This is a genomic window from Saliphagus sp. GCM10025317, from assembly GCF_042663665.1.
Taxonomy (GTDB): Archaea; Halobacteriota; Halobacteria; order Halobacteriales; family Natrialbaceae; genus Natronosalvus.
In genome coordinates, this window is sequence record NZ_JBHTAQ010000005.1 from 317,122 (window position 1) to 334,463 (window position 17,342).

General features: G+C 63.1%; 17 protein-coding genes and 2 tRNA genes. 9 read left to right on the forward strand and 10 right to left on the reverse strand.

Annotated features, from left to right (window positions below):
• The first annotated feature begins 319 nt into the window (after window positions 1-319).
• Both ACFQS4_RS03720 and ACFQS4_RS03725 read left to right on the forward strand, forming a co-directional pair.
• A complete protein-coding gene (locus ACFQS4_RS03720) occupies window positions 320-1,639 on the forward strand; it encodes a DUF2238 domain-containing protein (protein ID WP_497902355.1) in 1,320 nt (439 codons plus the stop codon).
• 147 nt (window positions 1,640-1,786) lie between these two features.
• The gene (locus ACFQS4_RS03725) at window positions 1,787-3,292 is read left to right on the forward strand and encodes a PQQ-dependent sugar dehydrogenase (protein WP_497902356.1); all 1,506 of its coding nucleotides are present in this window, start codon (window positions 1,787-1,789) and stop codon (window positions 3,290-3,292) included.
• Here ACFQS4_RS03725 and ACFQS4_RS03730 read toward each other — a convergent pair.
• Window positions 3,204-3,722 carry a metal-dependent hydrolase gene (locus tag ACFQS4_RS03730; protein ID WP_497902357.1) on the reverse strand — a complete coding sequence of 173 codons (519 nt, stop codon included), beginning with the start codon at window positions 3,720-3,722 and terminating at the stop codon, window positions 3,204-3,206. The two genes, ACFQS4_RS03725 and ACFQS4_RS03730, sit on opposite strands and share 89 nt — an antisense overlap.
• Window positions 3,715-4,296, reverse strand: coding sequence for an OB-like fold-containing membrane protein (locus tag ACFQS4_RS03735; RefSeq protein ID WP_497902358.1), 582 nt, complete (start codon window positions 4,294-4,296; stop codon window positions 3,715-3,717). The genes ACFQS4_RS03730 and ACFQS4_RS03735 overlap by 8 nt, the downstream gene beginning before the upstream one ends.
• Before the next feature lie 324 nt (window positions 4,297-4,620).
• On the opposite strand from ACFQS4_RS03735, the gene ACFQS4_RS03740 reads away from it, so the two are divergent.
• Window positions 4,621-5,073 carry an RDD family protein gene (locus ACFQS4_RS03740; RefSeq protein WP_497902359.1) on the forward strand — a complete coding sequence of 151 codons (453 nt, stop codon included), beginning with the start codon at window positions 4,621-4,623 and terminating at the stop codon, window positions 5,071-5,073.
• A 333-nt stretch (window positions 5,074-5,406) separates the two neighbouring features.
• Here ACFQS4_RS03740 and ACFQS4_RS03745 read toward each other — a convergent pair whose 3' ends face one another.
• The 3 genes from ACFQS4_RS03745 to ACFQS4_RS03755 all read right to left on the reverse strand — a co-directional run bounded on the left by ACFQS4_RS03745 (window position 5,407) and on the right by ACFQS4_RS03755 (window position 7,987).
• Window positions 5,407-6,258 (reverse strand): hypothetical protein, encoded by an 852-nt coding sequence (locus ACFQS4_RS03745; RefSeq protein WP_497902360.1) that lies wholly within the window; start codon window positions 6,256-6,258, stop codon window positions 5,407-5,409.
• A 512-nt stretch (window positions 6,259-6,770) separates the two neighbouring features.
• Window positions 6,771-7,631 carry an aldo/keto reductase gene (locus ACFQS4_RS03750; RefSeq protein ID WP_497902361.1) on the reverse strand — a complete coding sequence of 287 codons (861 nt, stop codon included), beginning with the start codon at window positions 7,629-7,631 and terminating at the stop codon, window positions 6,771-6,773.
• A gap of 282 nt (window positions 7,632-7,913) precedes the next feature.
• Window positions 7,914-7,987: transfer RNA gene (locus ACFQS4_RS03755), tRNA-Phe, on the reverse strand.
• Window positions 7,988-8,110: 123 nt separating this feature from the next.
• Here ACFQS4_RS03755 and ACFQS4_RS03760 point away from each other — a divergent pair.
• Both ACFQS4_RS03760 and ACFQS4_RS03765 read left to right on the forward strand, forming a co-directional pair.
• Window positions 8,111-8,968: a DUF502 domain-containing protein gene (locus ACFQS4_RS03760; RefSeq protein WP_497902362.1), complete on the forward strand. Its 858-nt coding sequence runs from the start codon at window positions 8,111-8,113 to the stop codon at window positions 8,966-8,968.
• Window positions 8,969-9,418: 450 nt separating this feature from the next.
• Window positions 9,419-9,856 (forward strand): DUF7344 domain-containing protein, encoded by a 438-nt coding sequence (locus ACFQS4_RS03765; RefSeq protein ID WP_497902363.1) that lies wholly within the window; start codon window positions 9,419-9,421, stop codon window positions 9,854-9,856.
• Window positions 9,857-10,297: 441 nt separating this feature from the next.
• On the opposite strand, the gene ACFQS4_RS03770 is transcribed toward ACFQS4_RS03765, so the two are convergent.
• Window positions 10,298-10,371: transfer RNA gene (locus ACFQS4_RS03770), tRNA-Val, on the reverse strand.
• Between the two features lie 63 nt (window positions 10,372-10,434).
• On the opposite strand from ACFQS4_RS03770, the gene ACFQS4_RS03775 reads away from it, so the two are divergent.
• Both ACFQS4_RS03775 and ACFQS4_RS03780 read left to right on the forward strand, forming a co-directional pair.
• Window positions 10,435-10,935 (forward strand): DUF192 domain-containing protein, encoded by a 501-nt coding sequence (locus tag ACFQS4_RS03775; protein WP_497902364.1) that lies wholly within the window; start codon window positions 10,435-10,437, stop codon window positions 10,933-10,935.
• Window positions 10,936-11,096: 161 nt separating this feature from the next.
• Window positions 11,097-13,025, forward strand: a complete 1,929-nt coding sequence (locus ACFQS4_RS03780) for an ABC transporter ATP-binding protein (RefSeq protein ID WP_497902365.1) — start codon at window positions 11,097-11,099, stop codon at window positions 13,023-13,025.
• Between the two features lie 9 nt (window positions 13,026-13,034).
• Here the strand turns inward: ACFQS4_RS03780 and ACFQS4_RS03785 are convergent, their stop codons facing one another.
• The gene (locus tag ACFQS4_RS03785) at window positions 13,035-13,379 is read right to left on the reverse strand and encodes a DUF5789 family protein (protein ID WP_497902366.1); all 345 of its coding nucleotides are present in this window, start codon (window positions 13,377-13,379) and stop codon (window positions 13,035-13,037) included.
• A 129-nt stretch (window positions 13,380-13,508) separates the two neighbouring features.
• On the opposite strand from ACFQS4_RS03785, the gene ACFQS4_RS03790 reads away from it, so the two are divergent.
• Window positions 13,509-14,246 carry a creatininase family protein gene (locus ACFQS4_RS03790; RefSeq protein WP_497902367.1) on the forward strand — a complete coding sequence of 246 codons (738 nt, stop codon included), beginning with the start codon at window positions 13,509-13,511 and terminating at the stop codon, window positions 14,244-14,246.
• Between the two features lie 58 nt (window positions 14,247-14,304).
• On the opposite strand, the gene ACFQS4_RS03795 is transcribed toward ACFQS4_RS03790, so the two are convergent.
• The 3 genes from ACFQS4_RS03795 to ACFQS4_RS03805 form a co-directional block, all read right to left on the reverse strand.
• The gene (locus ACFQS4_RS03795; RefSeq protein ID WP_497902368.1) at window positions 14,305-14,745 is read right to left on the reverse strand and encodes a DUF5790 family protein; all 441 of its coding nucleotides are present in this window, start codon (window positions 14,743-14,745) and stop codon (window positions 14,305-14,307) included.
• A 269-nt stretch (window positions 14,746-15,014) separates the two neighbouring features.
• On the reverse strand, window positions 15,015-15,545 hold the full coding sequence (locus ACFQS4_RS03800; protein ID WP_497902369.1) for a hypothetical protein: 531 nt from the start codon (window positions 15,543-15,545) through the stop codon (window positions 15,015-15,017).
• Window positions 15,546-15,752: 207 nt separating this feature from the next.
• The gene (locus ACFQS4_RS03805) at window positions 15,753-16,130 is read right to left on the reverse strand and encodes a dihydroneopterin aldolase family protein (protein ID WP_497903139.1); all 378 of its coding nucleotides are present in this window, start codon (window positions 16,128-16,130) and stop codon (window positions 15,753-15,755) included.
• Window positions 16,131-16,271: 141 nt separating this feature from the next.
• Between ACFQS4_RS03805 and ACFQS4_RS03810 the strand changes: the two genes are divergently transcribed.
• A complete protein-coding gene (locus tag ACFQS4_RS03810) occupies window positions 16,272-17,111 on the forward strand; it encodes a PspA/IM30 family protein (protein ID WP_497902370.1) in 840 nt (279 codons plus the stop codon).
• Window positions 17,112-17,342 lie beyond the last annotated feature (231 nt).

A 17,342-nucleotide genomic window follows, 5' to 3' on the forward strand; every position in this document is an offset into this window, starting at 1 on the left:
TACAGTGACAATTTTGACTCCGGAAGATGTCGAGGTGTCCCGTCGAGACGTGGCTGCGAGGATGCCGTCTTCCGCCAGGGTGGGTGCCGCTCGAGGCTCGTTCGGATTTTACTTCAATCGAGACGATCCACCGACGGTGTCCCTCGAGCGGTCGTACGCCCACTTCCTGCAATCAGAGGAACGACGACGCCAGCGCGCCCGGCGATGTCGGTACACCGAACCGATCCGGTACAAACAGCGTAGGCGTACCGAGTCGCCAGACGACCACACATACTATTCCGGATGCGACGTTTTGTCGGTCGGTCACGTACGGAGTGCTATGCAGGAGAATCGATCCGGCGACCCCTCAGAGGCCTCTCGTCGAAACGCGGCGATCGGCTGGCTCGTCGTCGGCCTCCTCGCCGTACTCGCCACCGTTCACGCCCTCGAGTCGTCGTACCGGTGGTTCGTCTTCACGGGACTCGCAATCGTGATCGTCCTCCTGCCCGCCGCGGCGCGCCGGAACCCGTTCGCGATGCCGTCCTGGGAACTGCTGGTACTCGTCGCGATTCCCGTCGTCGACGCGACGGTTCTCGAGGAGACGTTTCTGACGTCGATCGCCACGTACGTCGCCGTCGCCGCCGTCGCGCTCGTGGCCGTCGCCGAAATCGACCGATTCACGGCCGTTCGGATGACTCACACGTTCGCGACTGCACTGGTCGTCCTCACGACGCTCGCGGTCGCCGCGACCTGGAACGTCGTGCTCTGGCTCTCCGACGTTATGCTCGAGACGTCGTACATTCTCACCGGGCGCTCCGAGGACGCGGCCAACCACGCGATGATGATGGACTTCGTCTACGCCGCGGTCGCCGGATTGCTCGCCGGCGTCCTGTTCAATCGATACCCGGTGCAGGCGTCGCCGCTGTCGGGCGATGGGGACTCCTCTGGAGCGCCAGACGACCGCTCGAGCCCCGGTCGTGACGAGGAACCCGACAGCACGCCGTCGCTGATTCGAGGTCGATTCGACGTCCCCGAACGGACGGTCAGGAGCGTGGCCTGGCTCCTCCAGGCGGCCCTGGTTGCCGTTCTCCTCTACGGTCTCTTCGCGCGCGATGTGACGACCATCGCCAACGCGGGCATTGCCCTCGCGATCACCACCCTCCCGGCGATCCTCGAGCGAAACTACCGCACGCCGCTCGAGCCGGAACTCGTGGTCTGGATCACGGGAGCGGTCTTGCTCCACGCGCTCGGATCGGCGGGGCTCTACGGGCTTCTCGGGCAGTGGGACAGCCTGACGCACGCCCTCTCGGCGTCTATCGTCGCCGGCACGGGTTACGCCGTCGTTCGAGCGATCGACCTCCACACGGACTCGGTGTACCTGCCCAATCGGATGCTGTTCGTCTTCATCCTCATCTTCGTCCTGGCGTTCGGCGTCGTCTGGGAACTCATGGAGTTCGCCCTCGGCCTGGTCGGCGGGTGGTCGGGCTACGAGGTGATCCTCGCCCAGCACGGGATCACCGACACGGTCGGGGACCTGTTCTACGACCTCGTCGGCGCCGTCCTCGTCGCTGCCTGGGGGTGGGTGTATCTCACCGATGTCTCGTATCGGCTCGCCGACCGCCTCGAGTCAGGGGGCTCGGGGCGGGAAACGGAACGATGATCGGACCGACCGAAATTGCCCGGCTGTCTCGCGCCGACTTATCTGATCGAAGTCGCTATCAGTCGGATTTGCTAACAGTCAAGTGGCCATTTAGTTCATCGTCTCTCGAATAGGCGTATTTCTCCCTCGAAACCGTACGAACGTTCTATGGGTCCCCTCACTGCCAGACGCGAATTCCTCACGGGTGCAGCCATCTGTGCGGCGACTGGAATCGCCGGATGTGCATCACCGTCCGCTACCGAATCGCCCGGATCGAGCACGACACTCGACGCGACCGCCCAGTTACCGGACGCGCTCGGTCTCCAGACGACGGTCGGTGGACTGGACGCGCCGCTCGCCGTCGCGTTCGTCTCCGGCACCGACCAGCGGTACATCGCCGAGCGCGACGGTCGCGTTCTGCGTCACGGGCCGAGCGGTTTGCAGGACGAGCTCTTTCTCGACCTCCGCGACACGGTCGAGACAGAGGGAGAGAAAGGGTTGCTCGGGATTGCGCTACACCCGGACTTCCCGGACGACCGTCGGCTGTTCGTCCGGTACAGCGCGCCGCTCCGGGAGGGGATGCCCGAGGACTACAGCCACACGTTCGTCCTGGCCGCGTTCGAGGTGACCGAGAACGGGACGCGAGCGCGGAGCGACTCGGAACGATCGATTCTCGAGATTCCGCAGCCGAGAGACCTCCACAACGGCGGCGACCTCGCGTTCGGCCCCGACGGGTATCTCTACGTCTCGGTCGGTGACAGCGGCGAATCCCCCGAGGATGTCTGGTACGACGGTCCAGGCGGCGGGAATGGGCAGGACGTGACCGAGAACTTGCTGGGGAGCGTTCTGCGTCTCGACGTCGATACCCGGACGGGCGATCAGGGCTACGTCGTCCCGGAAGACAACCCGCTCGTCGGACGAGATGGACTCGACGAGCACTACGCGTGGGGATTCCGGAACCCCTGGCGCCTGTCGTTCGACGGGGAGGACCTCTACGTCGCGGACGTCGGCCAGAACCGGTTCGAGGAGGTGAACCTCGTCGAGAAGGGCGGTAACTACGGCTGGAACGTCAAAGAGGGGACCCACTGCTACAAAACGGACGACTGCCCGGATCGAACGCCGGATGACGTCCGGGGCGGCGAACCGCTTCGCGACCCCATCGTCGAATACCACACGAAGGCGACCCGATCAGCGGTGTCTCGGTTGTTGGCGGCTACGTCTACCGCGGGTCGACGCTGCCAGAACTCGACAGACGCTACGTCTTCGGCGATTTCATCCCCGAGGGCCGGTTGTTCGTCGCCGGTCTCCCCGACGACGCCGACACTGACGCCGACGGACTGTGGCCGACCGCCGCCCTCGAGATCGCCGACGCGGAGAAACTCACGCGAGCGCTCTCGTTCGGCCGTGACGAGGACGGCGAGGTATACGTGCTGGGGACGGGATCCGAAGGCGGTGGACTCTTTCGGATCGTCCCGGCCGCGTAATCGGCCTCCCCGCCGGTTTCCTCGGCTCTCGTCGCCTCGAGCCACGCCCGACCCCTCTCACGGCGGCCGACCACGTCTCGAATCGTGCGCGTACCGACACCTCAGTCGGGTGGCGTCTCCGACTCCGAAGCGGCACTGTCGCGGCGCCGACGAACCGCCCACAGGAGTGCAGCACACGACCCGGACGTGAGTGCCGGCCACCGGTCGGTACTCTGATAGAGATCCCCAGACGGAACCCGGTACTCGAGGATCGGCCAGAAGACGGCGTAGGACTGACCCGCCGGAGTGATCAGCAGCAGGTCGAGAACGTGGTGTGAAACGACGCCGACGGCCACCAGCGCGACGGCCCATTTGCGCTGCTCCGGCGTCACTAGCAGGACGAGAAGGCCGGTCACGAGCGCGGATCCGACAAGGGTGTGCAACGGCTCCCACGAAAACGGGAGTCCGAACACGCGCGCGACGAACCCGTCCGAAACGACCAGTTCGATCCGGTTCAGATCCGGGCTCGCGGCGCCGACCATGACGAGCGAGACGTGTGCCGGACGGAGCCGCTCGTATCGAAACGAGAGGAGCGTTCCGATGCTGTACCCGACCAGCAGGTGCGTGAGCAGATCAGCCACGGTGATCACCGTCGTCCCCAACGAGTCGGGCGGTTTGCTCGTGCTCGTGATGGCCGTCCGACGATTGCGCGTCGGACGAGTTTCCTCGCGGTACGAACGCGATCGCCGCCGGGTCGAAACGCCACTGCCGAACGAGTCGGCCAACGATCCAAAGCCCGCCCACCACCGAAACGCTATACAGGTAACCGTTGTCGGACGATTTGCGCGTCACCGCCCGCTCGACCACGAGGGTCGATTCGTCCTCGAGGCGTCCGAACGCGTTCACGCGGTCGTTCACCTCGAGCGGCTCGTCGGCGTCCAGGACCCGGTCGTCGACGTCGACGAGCGTGAAGCGGCCGTGACCGCTGGCGAGCGTCGCGACGACGACCGGGTCGGTTTCGACGACGAAGCCGCCGATAACGACCTGCTCGCCGACGTAGGCCGCCCGGTCCTGGCGCACGTCCATCTGGTCTGGTGACTCACTTTCCAGGAGTTCGTCGGACGTCGTACCCGCTACGAGCAAACAACCGACCAGGAGGGCGAGGAGAACGAGCCCGGCGAGAACGCGACCGGGCTGGCCGTGTAGCTCTGCCATGGTACCCATTTCGCTCGAGCGTCGATAAGTGTCTTCCCTCCGTCCCTCTCAGCGCTTTTCGCAGGATTCGCGACGAGGGGTGAACGGTGGAACGAAACGAGAGGACGGTGGAAACGACGTAACCCCGTTGAAAATACGAACTGAGCAGAACGGCCCAGCGCTATCGATGTGAACCGACCGTATTCCGCCGGGGAGTGAACTTGGTGCGAACGCCATCTCTCGGAACCGGGCGACCCTGGTCGGGCGCTCCGTACCGGTCCGTCTGCATTCTTGAAACCGGGCGCTGCCATAATATTTAAATAATATACGTAGGATCGGTACAGTATGGATAGATATCCATCACCTGATATGAACGAGCGGGTCGGCGTGTTAGACAGACGGTTCGAAGCGCTTCTCATCGATGGGATTCTCGTCGCGGTGATCGTCGGAATCCTCGGCTACGTCGCCGGAACGGTATTTCTCGACGGGCCACTCGGTGGTTTTGGTGGACTCTTGGTCTCCTTACAGTTCGGCGCACCGGTCGTGCTGGTGCTCTATCAAACCTCGTTCGAGGGGTACTTCGGACAGACGATCGGCAAGCGCGCTCGAGGCATCGTCGTCGTCAGAAAAGACGGTACGCGGTGCACGTGGACGGCGGCGGTACTGCGAAATCTTCTGCGAATAATCGACGTCCTTCCAGTGCTTTACGTCGTCGGCGTGATTTCAGCGTACGCGACGGGCGACCACCAGCGTATTGGAGATCTCGCAGCCAAGACAGTCGTCGTCGGGGCCGATTAAGCGCGGTTATCGGCGTGATCGCGCGTCGAACGTAGTCCGCCTCAACCGAGTGTCGAGAGCCACCTTTGGTGATCGTTTTCTTTCTCGACGCAGAACGGAGTTTGCACCTACTCCACCTACCGGGCGAGGATTCTCGAGCGTTGGGAGACCAAGCGGTCTTCGAACCGTGGGTGGGTTCAGATAGCGTCTTCCGTACGCTCGTCAAAAAACTGGTGAGCAAAGCCATGCGCCGCTCGATTCCGGCGGTTTCAGGTTCGCCACCTCCGTCATCGGTCGCGGCGACGGCGTGCGTTCTTCGGTTACCGTCCGATCGTCCGCTCGAGCTAGAATGGATTAGTCGCTGTCGTTGTCGTCGTCATCGCTATCGTCGTCATCGTCGTCTTCGTCTACCTCTTCGCCGCCTTCGATCGTCTCGCCGTCCTCGTCGTAGTCTTCGTTGGCGTCGTCGCTGTCGTCGTCACCGCTATCGTCGCTGTCATCGTCGTCTCCGTCGTCGCTATCGCCACCGGAATCTCCCTCGTCGTCGTCAGGACACTCGTCGCCGATCGTAACCGACACCGAGTACGTCTCGGCCGCACTCTGGCTGTTCACGATAACAGACGCCTCGTAGGTCCCCTCCTCGTCGGGGTTCACGACGCACTCGACCGTGACACAGATCCGGTCGCCCGCCTCGAGCGAGTAGCTGCCGCCGAAGTTGAGCGCGACAGTCTTGCTGTCGTCGGCGGCGATCTCGTCCAGGTCGTCGACGACGCTATCGCCGTTGTGTGTGACGTCTACCTTCGCGTCGTTGACGTTGAACAACCCGACGCCGGTTCCCTCCAGGTCACAGACCAGGTCGTTCAGGGAATCCCCGTCGGTATCGTCGCCGACCGTCACGCGGAACGTGTACGTCGTCGTCGCACCCGGCTTCGAGGAGTCGACGGACAGTGTCGCGTCGCCAGTTGTCGTGTCGTCAGTCGTTTCTTCGTCGCCGTCGCCAGTATCGTCGCTATCGCTATCGCTTTCCTCTTCGTCGACCTCTTCGCCGTCCTCGATCGTCTCGCCGTCCTCGTCGTAATCTTCGTCGGTCTCGTTCTCGTCGTCGCCGTTGATCTGTGCGTTCGTTACGCCGCCGATGGCAGCAATCGTACCCGATGCCGCGAGCGCTTTCAGGACCGTTCGGCGTTGCTTGGGTTCGTCAGTCATGAGTTGTGTTGAACGTAGGGTTCGTCTGTGAGTTCCTGTTTGCCGATACGAGCCGCATCGTCCCCCACATCGTGAGGACGTACCTCTTGCTATCAGATTTTGAGTATTTACTATCGGAGAATTAAGGAATCGACATACCGTTGCACGGCATGAATTTCACTACTTCCCGCTCGTTTTCCGATCTATCAACTGGCCGTATCGCCAATAGAGAGCCGCTCTACGCGGTGTCTCTGATGATTTCATCTCACAAAACGATCCATTATCGAAACTGTCCGTCTCCCCGGCCCGAGAGACCTGACCGAACTCGAGACGTCATCTGTGTCGACCAGCTGGCGCGCGTTCGATTCGAGGGAGTGGCCGGCGGCCCCGTACCCCGCCCCGGCCTCGATGACGTCGTCTTCGGCAACCGACGGCCCGTCACCCAATGGCGGATTTCGGTATCCAGAGACGCGCCAGTCACTGTCGTGGCCGGACGCTCGCCAGCAGCCGTTCCGCCAGAACTCCTCGAGCCCTCAACCGGCCACCTCGGTCAGTCGCTGGATTTCGTCGTCCGCGAGCGAGAGCTGCGAGGCCGCGACGTTCGACTCGACGTGATCCGGGTCCGACGTGCCGGGAATCGGCAGGATGACGTCGGCCCGCTCGAGCAACCACGCCAGTGCGACATGGCGCCGCGTGGCATCGTGCTCGGCCGCGATTTCGTCGAGGAGGTCGCCGTGTGCCTCGAGGTCGTCGCCGTCGATCGGCGCCCACGGGATGAACCCGATGTCGTTCTCGACACAGACCTCGATGACGTCCGCCGACGAGCGGTCGTTCACGTTGTATCGGTTCTGGACGGTGGCGACCTCGACCTGTTCGCGGGCCTGGTCGAGCTGTTCCGTGGAGATGTTACTGAGGCCGACCTCGCGAACGAGCCCCTCGTCTTTGAGTTCGGCGAAGGCCGCCACGGAGTCTTCGAACGGCGTGTCGTCGTCCGGTCGATGGAACTGGTAGAGGTCGATGGCGTCGGCCCTCAGTCGATCGAGCGACGTGAGCACCTGGTTGCGAACGTAATCCGGATCACCGTGGGCGATCCAGTCGCCCTCGCGGTTGCGGAGCAGCCCCGCTTTGGTCGCGACGAGTACGTCGTCGCGGTCGCCGAGTACCTCACCGACGAGTCGCTCGCTGACGCCGGGGCCGTAAGAGTCCGCCGTATCGATGAAGTCGACGCCGCAGTCGACGGCGCGCTGGACGACGTCGCGGGCGGCCTCCTCGTCCGCCGGCGGGCCAATGATGTCGTCGCCGCAGAGACGCATCGCTCCGAACCCGAGGCGGTGGACGGTCGTATCGCCAATCTCGAACGTATCGCTCTCGTTTGCGATCGAGTCACTACTCACGTCGGTGTCTCTGGTCCACGGCGGGATAACCGTTGGGCGGTCATTTGCCGTGTTCTCGGCGCCGGGATTGTGTCATGAACTGCCGAACTCGGGGCTGCTCGAGCGAGAATTGCTTCTGATACGAGTGAAAAAGCCATGCCGCCTCCCGGATTTGAACCGAAGGAAGACGGTCGCTCTCGCTTCGCTCGAGCGCTGCGACTTCCAGGGTTCAAATCCAGTCGGGTCGCACTTCTGCTCCGTACGGACGGCTCGCTACGCTCGCCGTCTTGTGCGTCACAAAAGTGCCGCCTCCCGGATTTGAACCGGGGACAGCTCGATCTTCAGTCGAGTGCTCTCCCAGTCTGAGCTAAGGCGGCTCACTCCTACCTCCGGCGATGATATAAAAAAGGATTTCGAATGCCGCTCGAGCGACGGCGGAGGGAGTTGGATAGCCGTTACGAACGACAACATCTTTCACCGAGCTATTCTTTCGAAACGCAATGGCGATTCCAGACTCGCCCGATGGGGCTCCGGCCTCTCCCAGAGAAGCCGGCAAGTCCCTCTACGAAGGAACGCTCGACGTATTGATGACTGGCATCGCGATCATCGTTCCGCTCGTCATCACTCTCTACGTTTTGCAGATCGTCCTCGAGTTCATCACCAACGCGCTGGTTCCGTTCATCGAACTCCTCCAGTGGTTCGGGATCATCGACTGGTTCCGGCGCACGGAACTCGTCGGTGCGCTCGTCCAGATGGGGCTCTACCCCTATCTCATCGGCTTTCTCACGGAACTAATCACCCTCGCGCTCTTGCTGGGAATCGTCATCGTCGTCGGCTCGATCGGCCGCCACCGCTACGGCGAGCGAGCCATCGAGATGGTCGACCTCGCAATCGCCGCTATTCCCGGGTTCGGAACCGTCTACAAGAGCTTTCGTCGCATGGGCGACGTCATGCTCGACAACGAGGCGGAGAACTTCCAGGAGATCAAACTCGTCCAGTGTTTCGACGACGACATCTACGTGATTGGGTTCGAGACGAGCACGTCGCCGGAGACGATCGCGAACGTGACCGGCCACGACGAGATGGTCACGCTGTTCATCCCACTCGCGCCGAATCCGGTCACCGGCGGGTTCCTGACGCACGTCCCGAAAAGCCGCGTTATGGACATCGACATGACGATTGAGGAGGGCGTCCGGAGCATCCTCACGAGCGGCGTCGCTACTGGTGAATCCGCCAGCGACCCGACCCCGGTTACCATGGGCGACCTCGAGAAGGTCACGGACATCGATCGGCTCCAAGATGCGATTACCACCGACGCCGACTCCGCCGATGCCGACTCCGCCGACGAATCGCGATAACTGATGGCAAAATCGGTGCCACTGCGCTGGTGGTCATCCCCGTATTCGGCGACAATTGCAATGGATCGTCGACGTTCGCCCCCTCTGAGAATCGACGACGTGAGGACGCCGGAGGGACCTGAACACCTTGCACACACAACCCTCGTTCGTAGGTCGAGGGCCGTGGTACGCGCAATAGCAATGCTTGGCACCCTTCGCTCGTTCGTCCGGGAAGCGATTAGCCTCGTCATCGCGATCATCACGTTTCCGCTGCGGTTACTCCGGTCGCTCGTGTAGCGACCGGATCGCTGATGGCCGAACCGGCCAATTTCGTCACCCCACCGCTCGAGCGTTCGACCCCTCGAGTGTCGGTAGAGTCATCGAACCCGATAGTCGACCATTACGCCGGCGTATGTTGGAATTTCGGATATTCAAGACACCCTTTTCAGCGCCGCTCGCTTATGATATGGTATGGAAGCGCTTCCCTCGAGTGAGGCAGACGAGCAGCTCACAGCGGACGTGATTCTCGAGTTGCTCGCCAACCGTCGTCGTCGATACCTCCTCTACGCGCTTCGCGGCCGCACGGAGCCCATCGAGTTATCGAAACTGGCCGAAGAAGTCGCTGGCTGGGAGCACGACGTGCACCCCGACGAGGTCGCGAAAAACGAGTACAAGAGCGTGTACGTCTCGTCGGTTCAGTGCCACGTCCCGAAACTTGCCGACGCCGGTGTGGTTGACCACGACGAGGACAACCACACGGTCATCCTCGCCGACAACTTCGAACAGCTCGAGCCGTATCTCAGGGTGGTGATCAAGGACGAACCCGAGAACTCGCGGCTCCACGACGCGCTCGAGGTCGAACGTGGCGACGGGTTGCTCGGGTCGCTTCGCCAGCGGCTCAAGTCCTGACTGTGCGTGGTTCCGGCGTCCAGAGCGGCCTCTCGAGGGGAGTTCTGGAGTAGGACGTTCTTTCTCGCGCCGCTTCGGTGATTCTCCTGGGCCTGGAGACGAATCGAACTCGAGTCGCTTCGATCCGTTCGTCGCTTTCTCGTGCGTGGTCTCGACGTCCATCCTCTACTCAAGTGACTCCCGGCCGGTAACGGAGATCGCTTACGTGTTGGATTTTGCCGTTGCTCGAGGTGTGCGTTCTCACGGGATGTGTCGTTCGTACCGCCGCACGAAGGTCGTTCTGTGGCTCGCGGTATTGGTGGTCGCTAAGATGGGCTCGAGCGGGTTCGAACAACGCGAAGACGGTCGCTCTCGCGTTCGCTCGAGCGCTGCGACTTCTCTCGTTCGAACCGCCCTCCCGTCACAATCCTGCTGCGAACAATCCGTGAGCAGCAGGAGTAGTGGGCTCGGGCGGGTTCGAACCACCGACCTCGGCCTTGTAAAGGCCGCGTCATAACCAGCTAGACCACGAGCCCGTATCCGACCAGAGCGGGCCCGTGCGAATAACCTTTACTTTCTCGAGTCGAAGACGAATCCGAATGCGACAGTCCTACAGGCGCGTCTGGTCTGCGCTCGTCGTCGTGGTCGTCGTGCTCGCGGTCGGCTACGGGCTCGTCCAGCTCTCGATTCTCCCCGCGCCGTGGACACACGACAGCGGCGACGTGCGCGTCGTGGACGAGGACGGGACTACCAAACTCGCCGTCGACGTCGAGGTGGCCGACACCTACGAACAGCGCTACACCGGCCTCAGCGAACACGATTCCCTCGAGAACAGCACGGGAATGCTGTTCGTCTACAGCGACGAGGACGACCGCACCTTCGTCATGCGCGAGATGGACTTCGACATCGACATCATCTTCATCGGGGCCGACCGCGAGATCACTGCAATTCACCACGCTCGAGCGCCAGAGGCCGGCGAGGACGGCGAGGACCTCCGGTACTCCGGCGAGGCGAAGTGGGTCCTCGAAGTTCCACGAGGAACGGCCAACGAGTCGAATCTCGAGGTCGGTGACGAGGTCGAGATCGACCTCGAGGACTGACGCGCTCGCGTTTTCGACACGCAAAATCGGCGGTAACGAAGGATTGCCTCGAACGTGAACGCTGTCTTCCGGCAACACGTTCCGGAGCTAACTGGTTGCGGCCGGGATATATTTCGATTCGTAGGCAACGTTTATTGCTGACCGTCCACTCAGCCAGTGCAATGAGTAGTGCTGATTGGGATGAAGACGACCCGTTCGAGGAACAACGGGAGAAGATCGACAATCCCATGCAACGTCTGGTGTTCGAGTATGGCCGGCCGTACTGGTTCTCAGTTACGTCCGGGATTACCGCGAGCGTTTTCGCCCGTTTGCTCGATCTGATTCCACCGATTTTGCTCGGACTGGCGATCGACGCGATATTTCTGCAGGACCGCCCCTTCAACCTACGGTTCGTTCCGAGCGAGTGGTTGCCGACCGAACAGGCCGATCAGTTCACCCTGACGGTCGTCATTATTGCGCTCTCGTTTACGATCGGCGCGGCGTTTCACTGGCTTCGCAACTGGGGGTTCAACGCGTTCGCACAGGACATCCAGCACGACGTGCGAACGGACACCTACGACAAGATGCAGCGTCTCGACATGGAGTTCTTCGCCGACAAGCAAACCGGCGAGATGATGTCCATTCTCTCGAACGACGTCAACCAGCTCGAGCGATTTCTCAACGACGGGCTCAACTCGGCGTTCCGGCTCGGGGTGATGGTCCTCGGAATCGCTGCGGTGCTGCTGACGATCAATCCGCAACTGGCCCTCGTCTCGATGGCCCCCGTGCCCCTGATCGCCGTCTTCACGTACATCTTCGTCAAGAAGATCCAGCCGAAGTACGCCGCGGTGCGCTCGAGCGTCGGGGAGGTCAACTCTCGCCTCGAGAACAACCTCGGGGGCATCCAGGTGATCAAGGCCGACAATACCGAGAACTACGAATCTGGGCGCGTCGAGGACGTCTCCCGGAAGTACTACGACACGAACTGGGGGGCGATTACCATCCGGATCAAGTTCTTCCCCGGTCTCCAGATTATCTCGGGTATCGGGTTCGTTCTGACGTTCCTCGTGGGCGGTTACTGGGTATTCAACGGCGCGCCGGGCCCCTTCTCCGGAGAACTCGGCGTCGGCGAGTTCGCGACGTTCATCCTGCTCACCCAGCAGCTCGTCTGGCCGATGGCCCAGTTCGGACAGATCATCAACATGTACCAGCGCGCGGAGGCGTCCGCCGAACGCATCTTCGGGCTGATGGACGAACAGGGGCGCATCGAGACCGACGTCCACGCGCCCGACCTCGAGATCGACGAGGGCCGCGTCGAGTACGACGACGTGACGTTCAGCTACGGCGATGAGGAGGTCATCGTGGACGACATCTCGTTCGACGTCCCTGGCGGCGAGACCATCGCTCTCGTTGGTCCGACCGGGGCCGGGAAGTCGACCGTCCTCAAACTCCTGTTGCGCCTCCACGACGTCGACGACGGGGCCATCCGGATCGACGGCCAGGACATCCGCGAGGTCTCCCTTCCCAGCTTACGCCAGTCGATGGGGTACGTCGGCCAGCAGTCGTACCTCTTCTACGGGACCGTCGAGGAGAACGTCACCTACGGAACCTTCGACGCCAGCGAGGAGGAGATCGTCGAGGCCGCGAAAGCTGCCGAGGCACACGACTTCATCCAGAACCTGCCCGACGGCTACGATACGATGGTCGGCGAGCGTGGCGTCAAACTCTCCGGCGGGCAGCGCCAGCGGCTGTGTATCGCGCGAGCGATCCTCAAAGATCCCGAGATCCTCATCCTGGACGAGGCGACGAGCGACGTCGACACCGAGACCGAGATGCTCATCCAGCGGTCGATCGATCACCTCACGGAAGAGCGGACGACATTCGCCATCGCTCACCGCCTCTCGACGATCAAGGACGCCGACCAGATCGTCGTCCTCGAGGGCGGCGAAATCGTCGAACGGGGTTCCCACGACGAGTTGATCGAAAATGACGGACTGTACGCCCACCTCTGGGGCGTGCAGGCGGGAGAGATCGACGAACTCCCCCAGGAGTTCATCGAGCGTGCCCAGAAGCGGACGGCACGGACGCAGGCGCGTCGCGGCGGGGATTGAGCGGTCGCGTTAGAAGGATTCGTCTTCGGACTGGACGTCCTCACCAGAGGGGTTGTCCTTCTGTCGCTCCTCGCCGGGCGCCGGGGGCGTCCGGTCGCTGTAATTTTTCCGTCCGATCGCCTCGTCGCCGACCATGTTCATGACGGCCTGTTCGACCTCCTCGTAGGACTGGTACTCGTCCTCGTTCAGCGGTTCGATGAGTTCCTCGAGCGTCGCAGTCTCCTCGCCCATCTCGAGTTCGACGTCTCCGTGATTCTCGAGCAGTTCGTCCTGTGAAACGGGGTAGTCGTGGTCCTTGAGTTCGTCTTGGAGCGCCCCCAGTTCGATGCCGAGTTCGCGGGAATCTTCGCTCATGGGTGACTGTCCACCACCGTGCGGGAAACCAGTTTTCCCTGCCATCGCGTGGTTCGTTGAAGGGCTGGTGGGAGAGCGCGATGCGTACGTTGCGGTGGCTACAAGGCCCGACCGCTCCTCGTGGCGACCATGCACCTCGAGGAGGCCACCTGGACCGACGTTGCCGACTGCGAGACCGACCTTGTCGTCCTCCCGGTCGGAAGCACTGAACAGCACGGCCCCCACGCGCCGCTCGGGACGGACGTATTCACTGCCGAAGCCGTCGCAGACGCTGCACTCGAGCGAATCGACCGGGAAGTGATCCGGGCACCGGCGATTCCGGTCGGCGTCGCCGAGGAGCACCGCCACTTCCCGGGGACGATGTGGGTATCGCCCGACACCTTCCGGGCGTACGTTCGTGAGTCCGTCGCGAGCCTCGCCCACCACGGGTTCGACCGCGTCGTGATCGTGAACGGCCACGGCGGGAACGTCGACGCGCTGCGAGAGGTCGCGGCGACGATCACCCGCCACGACGACGCGTACGCGGTCCCGTTCACCTGGTTCGAGGCCGTGGGCGAGCACGCGAGCGAGATGGGTCACGGCGGGCCCCTGGAGACGGCGCTCTTGCGCCAGTGCTATCCCGACCTCGTCCGCGAGGACCGACTCGAGGACGCGAAGGCTGGCGCCGCCGAGCGCTGGGGCGAATGGGTTAGTTACGCGAACCTGGCGGTCGATTCGGCTGAGTTCACCGAGAACGGGGTCGTCGGCGATCCGACGGCGGGCGACGAAAAACTGGGCGCGGAACTGCTCGAGTTAGCCACGGCGGCCCTCGAGCGATTGCTCGAGGCGGTTGCGGAGCGGGACGTGTCGGGTCCCGACCGACGGTAGCGTCGGTAGTAGCTGTCGAGTTTCGAGGTTCGGGTTTCGGACGTGGACTGGTGTCGGGTTATTCGTCGTCTTCTTCTGCTTCGTCCTCGTCTTCGTCGTCAGCCTCCTCGCTCCCCGCATCCTCGAGCGTTCCCCGAAGCGCCGGAATCGTCGCCGTGAGTTCGCCGACCTGATCGCCTGCGTCGGTGATGTTCTCGAGGGCCTCCTCAAGGTCGGCGATCTCTTCCTCGAGGTCGTCGGCATCCTCGAACGCGTCGGCGCGTTCGCCCATCGTGTACCACTTCTTGGCGTCGCGGAGGTGGTCCTCGGCGTCGCCGACGTCGAGGGCGGACTTGAGGCCGTTGAGCACGCCGAGGACGTTCTCGGCGTCGGTCTCCCAGATATCCTCGGCGTCGGGGAGGGCGTCCCAGGCGTCCGCGAGGGAGGATTCGACGTCCGAGCGCATCTCGGAGGCGGCTTCCCCGAACAGTTCGTCGTCGTCCAGTGAGGCTTGGCTCATGGCGCCCACTTCACGGGCACCGGGGTTAAAAGATAGCCCGAAAGTGAAAGTGAACATCCGGTGAACGAGGGCTCTCGAGGGAAAATGGCGTCCCGGTTTCGAAACGGTTGACACCGGCGTCGATACCCGGGGTGGGTCGTGCGGTTAGTTGGGGTGGCTCTGCGATCGGCCGGGTGGTACGTGCAGTTGACCGGGGTGGCTCGTGCGATTGGCCGGTATGGCACGTCAGATCGGCCGTCGTGACGCCGATACTGAGCCGCCTCGAGACGCTACGATGACTCGAGGCCCGACCGCTCGTCGTGCGAACCGACCAGTTTCGTCGCGAAGAGGTCGGCCGCCGGCTCGAACGAACCGTAGAGGACGACCGCGAGGGCGACGAGCAGCGGCAGCGCCAGGAGGAGGAAGACCACGTCGTACAGCCACCCGAACCCACCCAGCAGCGGCGTGACCGCCGCGGCCAGTCCTCGATGGGCGACGAGGACGGCCGCGAGGACGGTCGCGACCCGGGTTACGGACGCGACGCGCTCGGCGACCTCGGGAGCGTCCTGCAGTCCCGTCTTCACGAGATCGGCCAGCGCCGGGGCGAGCAACAGGAGGAGCCCGACGACGGCGAGCGTCGCGATGGCGCTCACGAGGGCGGCGACGGTGAGCGGGGTCCCGGGGACGAGCCAGCCCGCACCTGGCAACAGCGTCGCTACCCACAGCACGACGACCACCGCGGCCGAGGCGAGTCCCAGCTTCGTCACTCGCTGCACCATTCGCGGGTCGAGCGTCGAACGACCGAATTCGTCTGGATACATGACTGCAGTCGATGGCGACCACGGTGTGGGTAAAAAACGCCGACCATCGTCCGCGGGGTTCGCGACCGTTCTCCTCGTTTGGGACCGTTCACAGGATTTAACGGGTCTATAGCGATCGGACGCGTTATCTGTTCATCGACTCGAGGTGCGTCCGCTCGAAACGTATTGAGCCGAGGCCCATCCGCTCGAAATGCGCCGACTCGAGACTCACCGACGCACCGACTCGAGGGCCATCAACGGGTAGCCGTCCTCCATTGCCATCCTGGTGACGACTTCGACGCCCTCGTAGGCGACGTCGATTTCGACCTCGAGGAACCGACCCGTGAGTTCCGTGTATTCGGCGGCTCCCTCCTCGAGCGCGGCCTCGAGGGTGTCCCTCTGCACGTCAACGGTCACGTCGGTGCAGTGGGGCTGGTTCTCGATCGCTTCCTCCATCGCTCGCGCGAGGCTGTCGGCGCTCTCGAGGCTGATGGGCGTGCCGGCGAACTGGTGGTAGAGCGAGCCGAACTTGATGCCGGCCTCGAAGCAGGCCTGCTGGGCGTCCGTTGGGGCCGTGCTCTGGCTGTCGGATTCGTCGGTGGGCATAGGTCCACTTTCGCTTCCGGACTCGTGGTCGTTGCGGTCCGCGACGACGAGCGGAGCGCCGTAATTGGCGACTCTCTCGAGATTCACACGAAGAGTAACCGATGTGAAGTTTTTAAGAGTCGGGAGCGACACGTAGTACGTATGGGTATCCTCTCTCGGACGTCGTACATCATCCGGTCGAAGCTCAACGCGATCCTCGACCGCTCGGAGGATCCGACGCAGACGCTCGATTACTCCTACGAACAGATGCGCGACCAGCTCCAGCAGGTCAAACGCGGCATCGCCGACCTGACGACGCAGAAAAAGCGCCTCGAGATGCAGAAACGCCGCCTCGAGGAGAACGTCGAGAAACACAACGGGCAGGCTCGAACGGCGGTCCAGCAGGGCCGTGAGGACCTCGCTCGGAAGGCCCTCGAGAAAAAGAAGGCCAAGATGAACCAGATCGAGGAACTCGAGCGCCAGGTCTCGGACCTGCAGAACCAGCAGGACCGGCTGATCGAGCAGAAAGACGAACTCCAGGGGCGCATCGAGGAGTTCCGCACGAAGAAGGAGACGATGAAGGCCCGGTACGAGGCCGCCGAGGCGAGTTCCACGGTCTCGGAGGCGATGACCGCCACGGGAGAGGAGTTCGAGGACGTCGGCCGGGCGATCGAGCGCGCCGAGGAGAAGACCGAGGACATGGAGGCTCGTGCCGCCGCGATGGACGAACTCCACGAGTCGGGCGCGTTCGAGGACGTCCTCTCGGACAAGGACAGCATCGACCGCGAACTCGAGTCCCTGTCGACCGACAGCGGCGTCGACGCCGAACTCGAGACGCTCAAGGCCGAGATGGGCGGCGAGGAGGCGACGGAATCCGAGGCGGACACAGCGGACCTGGAGGCGGAGGTCGAAACCGAAACTGAGGCCGACGCCGAGGCCGACGTGAACGACGCCGAGGTCGAATCGGAACTGGCCGAACTCAAAGAAGAAGAGGAGAACTGATCGCGAGCGCCGTTCCTCGAGTTGCCTGGTCGCGTTGACTGGCTCCGATCGAGTTGTTTCGAGTTCGCCCGGATACCAACGGCGGTTGCGGAGTCGAGGGACCGGGCGCCGGTACTGCTACATAGTCGTCGTGTTCGCCTCGAGCGAGCGCCACAACCCTCGAGCGAGGGTCGTAAATAGACGCTCGCGTAGCGAGCGAGGAAGCGTTCTCGGCGGTGGCGTGGAACGTAC

Excerpts from the sequence above, each read along its gene's own strand:
- ACFQS4_RS03720 (WP_497902355.1), top strand. The coding sequence starts at position 320 with ATGCAGGAGAATCGATCCGGCGACCCCTCAGAGGCCTCTCGTCGAAAC.
- ACFQS4_RS03725 (WP_497902356.1), top strand. The coding sequence starts at position 1,787 with ATGGGTCCCCTCACTGCCAGACGCGAATTCCTCACGGGTGCAGCCATC.
- ACFQS4_RS03735 (WP_497902358.1), bottom strand. The coding sequence starts at position 4,296 with ATGGCAGAGCTACACGGCCAGCCCGGTCGCGTTCTCGCCGGGCTCGTT.
- ACFQS4_RS03740 (WP_497902359.1), top strand. The coding sequence starts at position 4,621 with ATGGATAGATATCCATCACCTGATATGAACGAGCGGGTCGGCGTGTTA.
- ACFQS4_RS03745 (WP_497902360.1), bottom strand. The coding sequence starts at position 6,258 with ATGACTGACGAACCCAAGCAACGCCGAACGGTCCTGAAAGCGCTCGCG.
- ACFQS4_RS03760 (WP_497902362.1), top strand. The coding sequence starts at position 8,111 with ATGGCGATTCCAGACTCGCCCGATGGGGCTCCGGCCTCTCCCAGAGAA.
- ACFQS4_RS03765 (WP_497902363.1), top strand. The coding sequence starts at position 9,419 with ATGGAAGCGCTTCCCTCGAGTGAGGCAGACGAGCAGCTCACAGCGGAC.
- ACFQS4_RS03775 (WP_497902364.1), top strand. The coding sequence starts at position 10,435 with ATGCGACAGTCCTACAGGCGCGTCTGGTCTGCGCTCGTCGTCGTGGTC.
- ACFQS4_RS03780 (WP_497902365.1), top strand. The coding sequence starts at position 11,097 with ATGAGTAGTGCTGATTGGGATGAAGACGACCCGTTCGAGGAACAACGG.
- ACFQS4_RS03785 (WP_497902366.1), bottom strand. The coding sequence starts at position 13,379 with ATGAGCGAAGATTCCCGCGAACTCGGCATCGAACTGGGGGCGCTCCAA.
- ACFQS4_RS03790 (WP_497902367.1), top strand. The coding sequence starts at position 13,509 with ATGCACCTCGAGGAGGCCACCTGGACCGACGTTGCCGACTGCGAGACC.
- ACFQS4_RS03795 (WP_497902368.1), bottom strand. The coding sequence starts at position 14,745 with ATGAGCCAAGCCTCACTGGACGACGACGAACTGTTCGGGGAAGCCGCC.
- ACFQS4_RS03800 (WP_497902369.1), bottom strand. The coding sequence starts at position 15,545 with ATGTATCCAGACGAATTCGGTCGTTCGACGCTCGACCCGCGAATGGTG.
- ACFQS4_RS03805 (WP_497903139.1), bottom strand. The coding sequence starts at position 16,130 with ATGCCCACCGACGAATCCGACAGCCAGAGCACGGCCCCAACGGACGCC.
- ACFQS4_RS03810 (WP_497902370.1), top strand. The coding sequence starts at position 16,272 with ATGGGTATCCTCTCTCGGACGTCGTACATCATCCGGTCGAAGCTCAAC.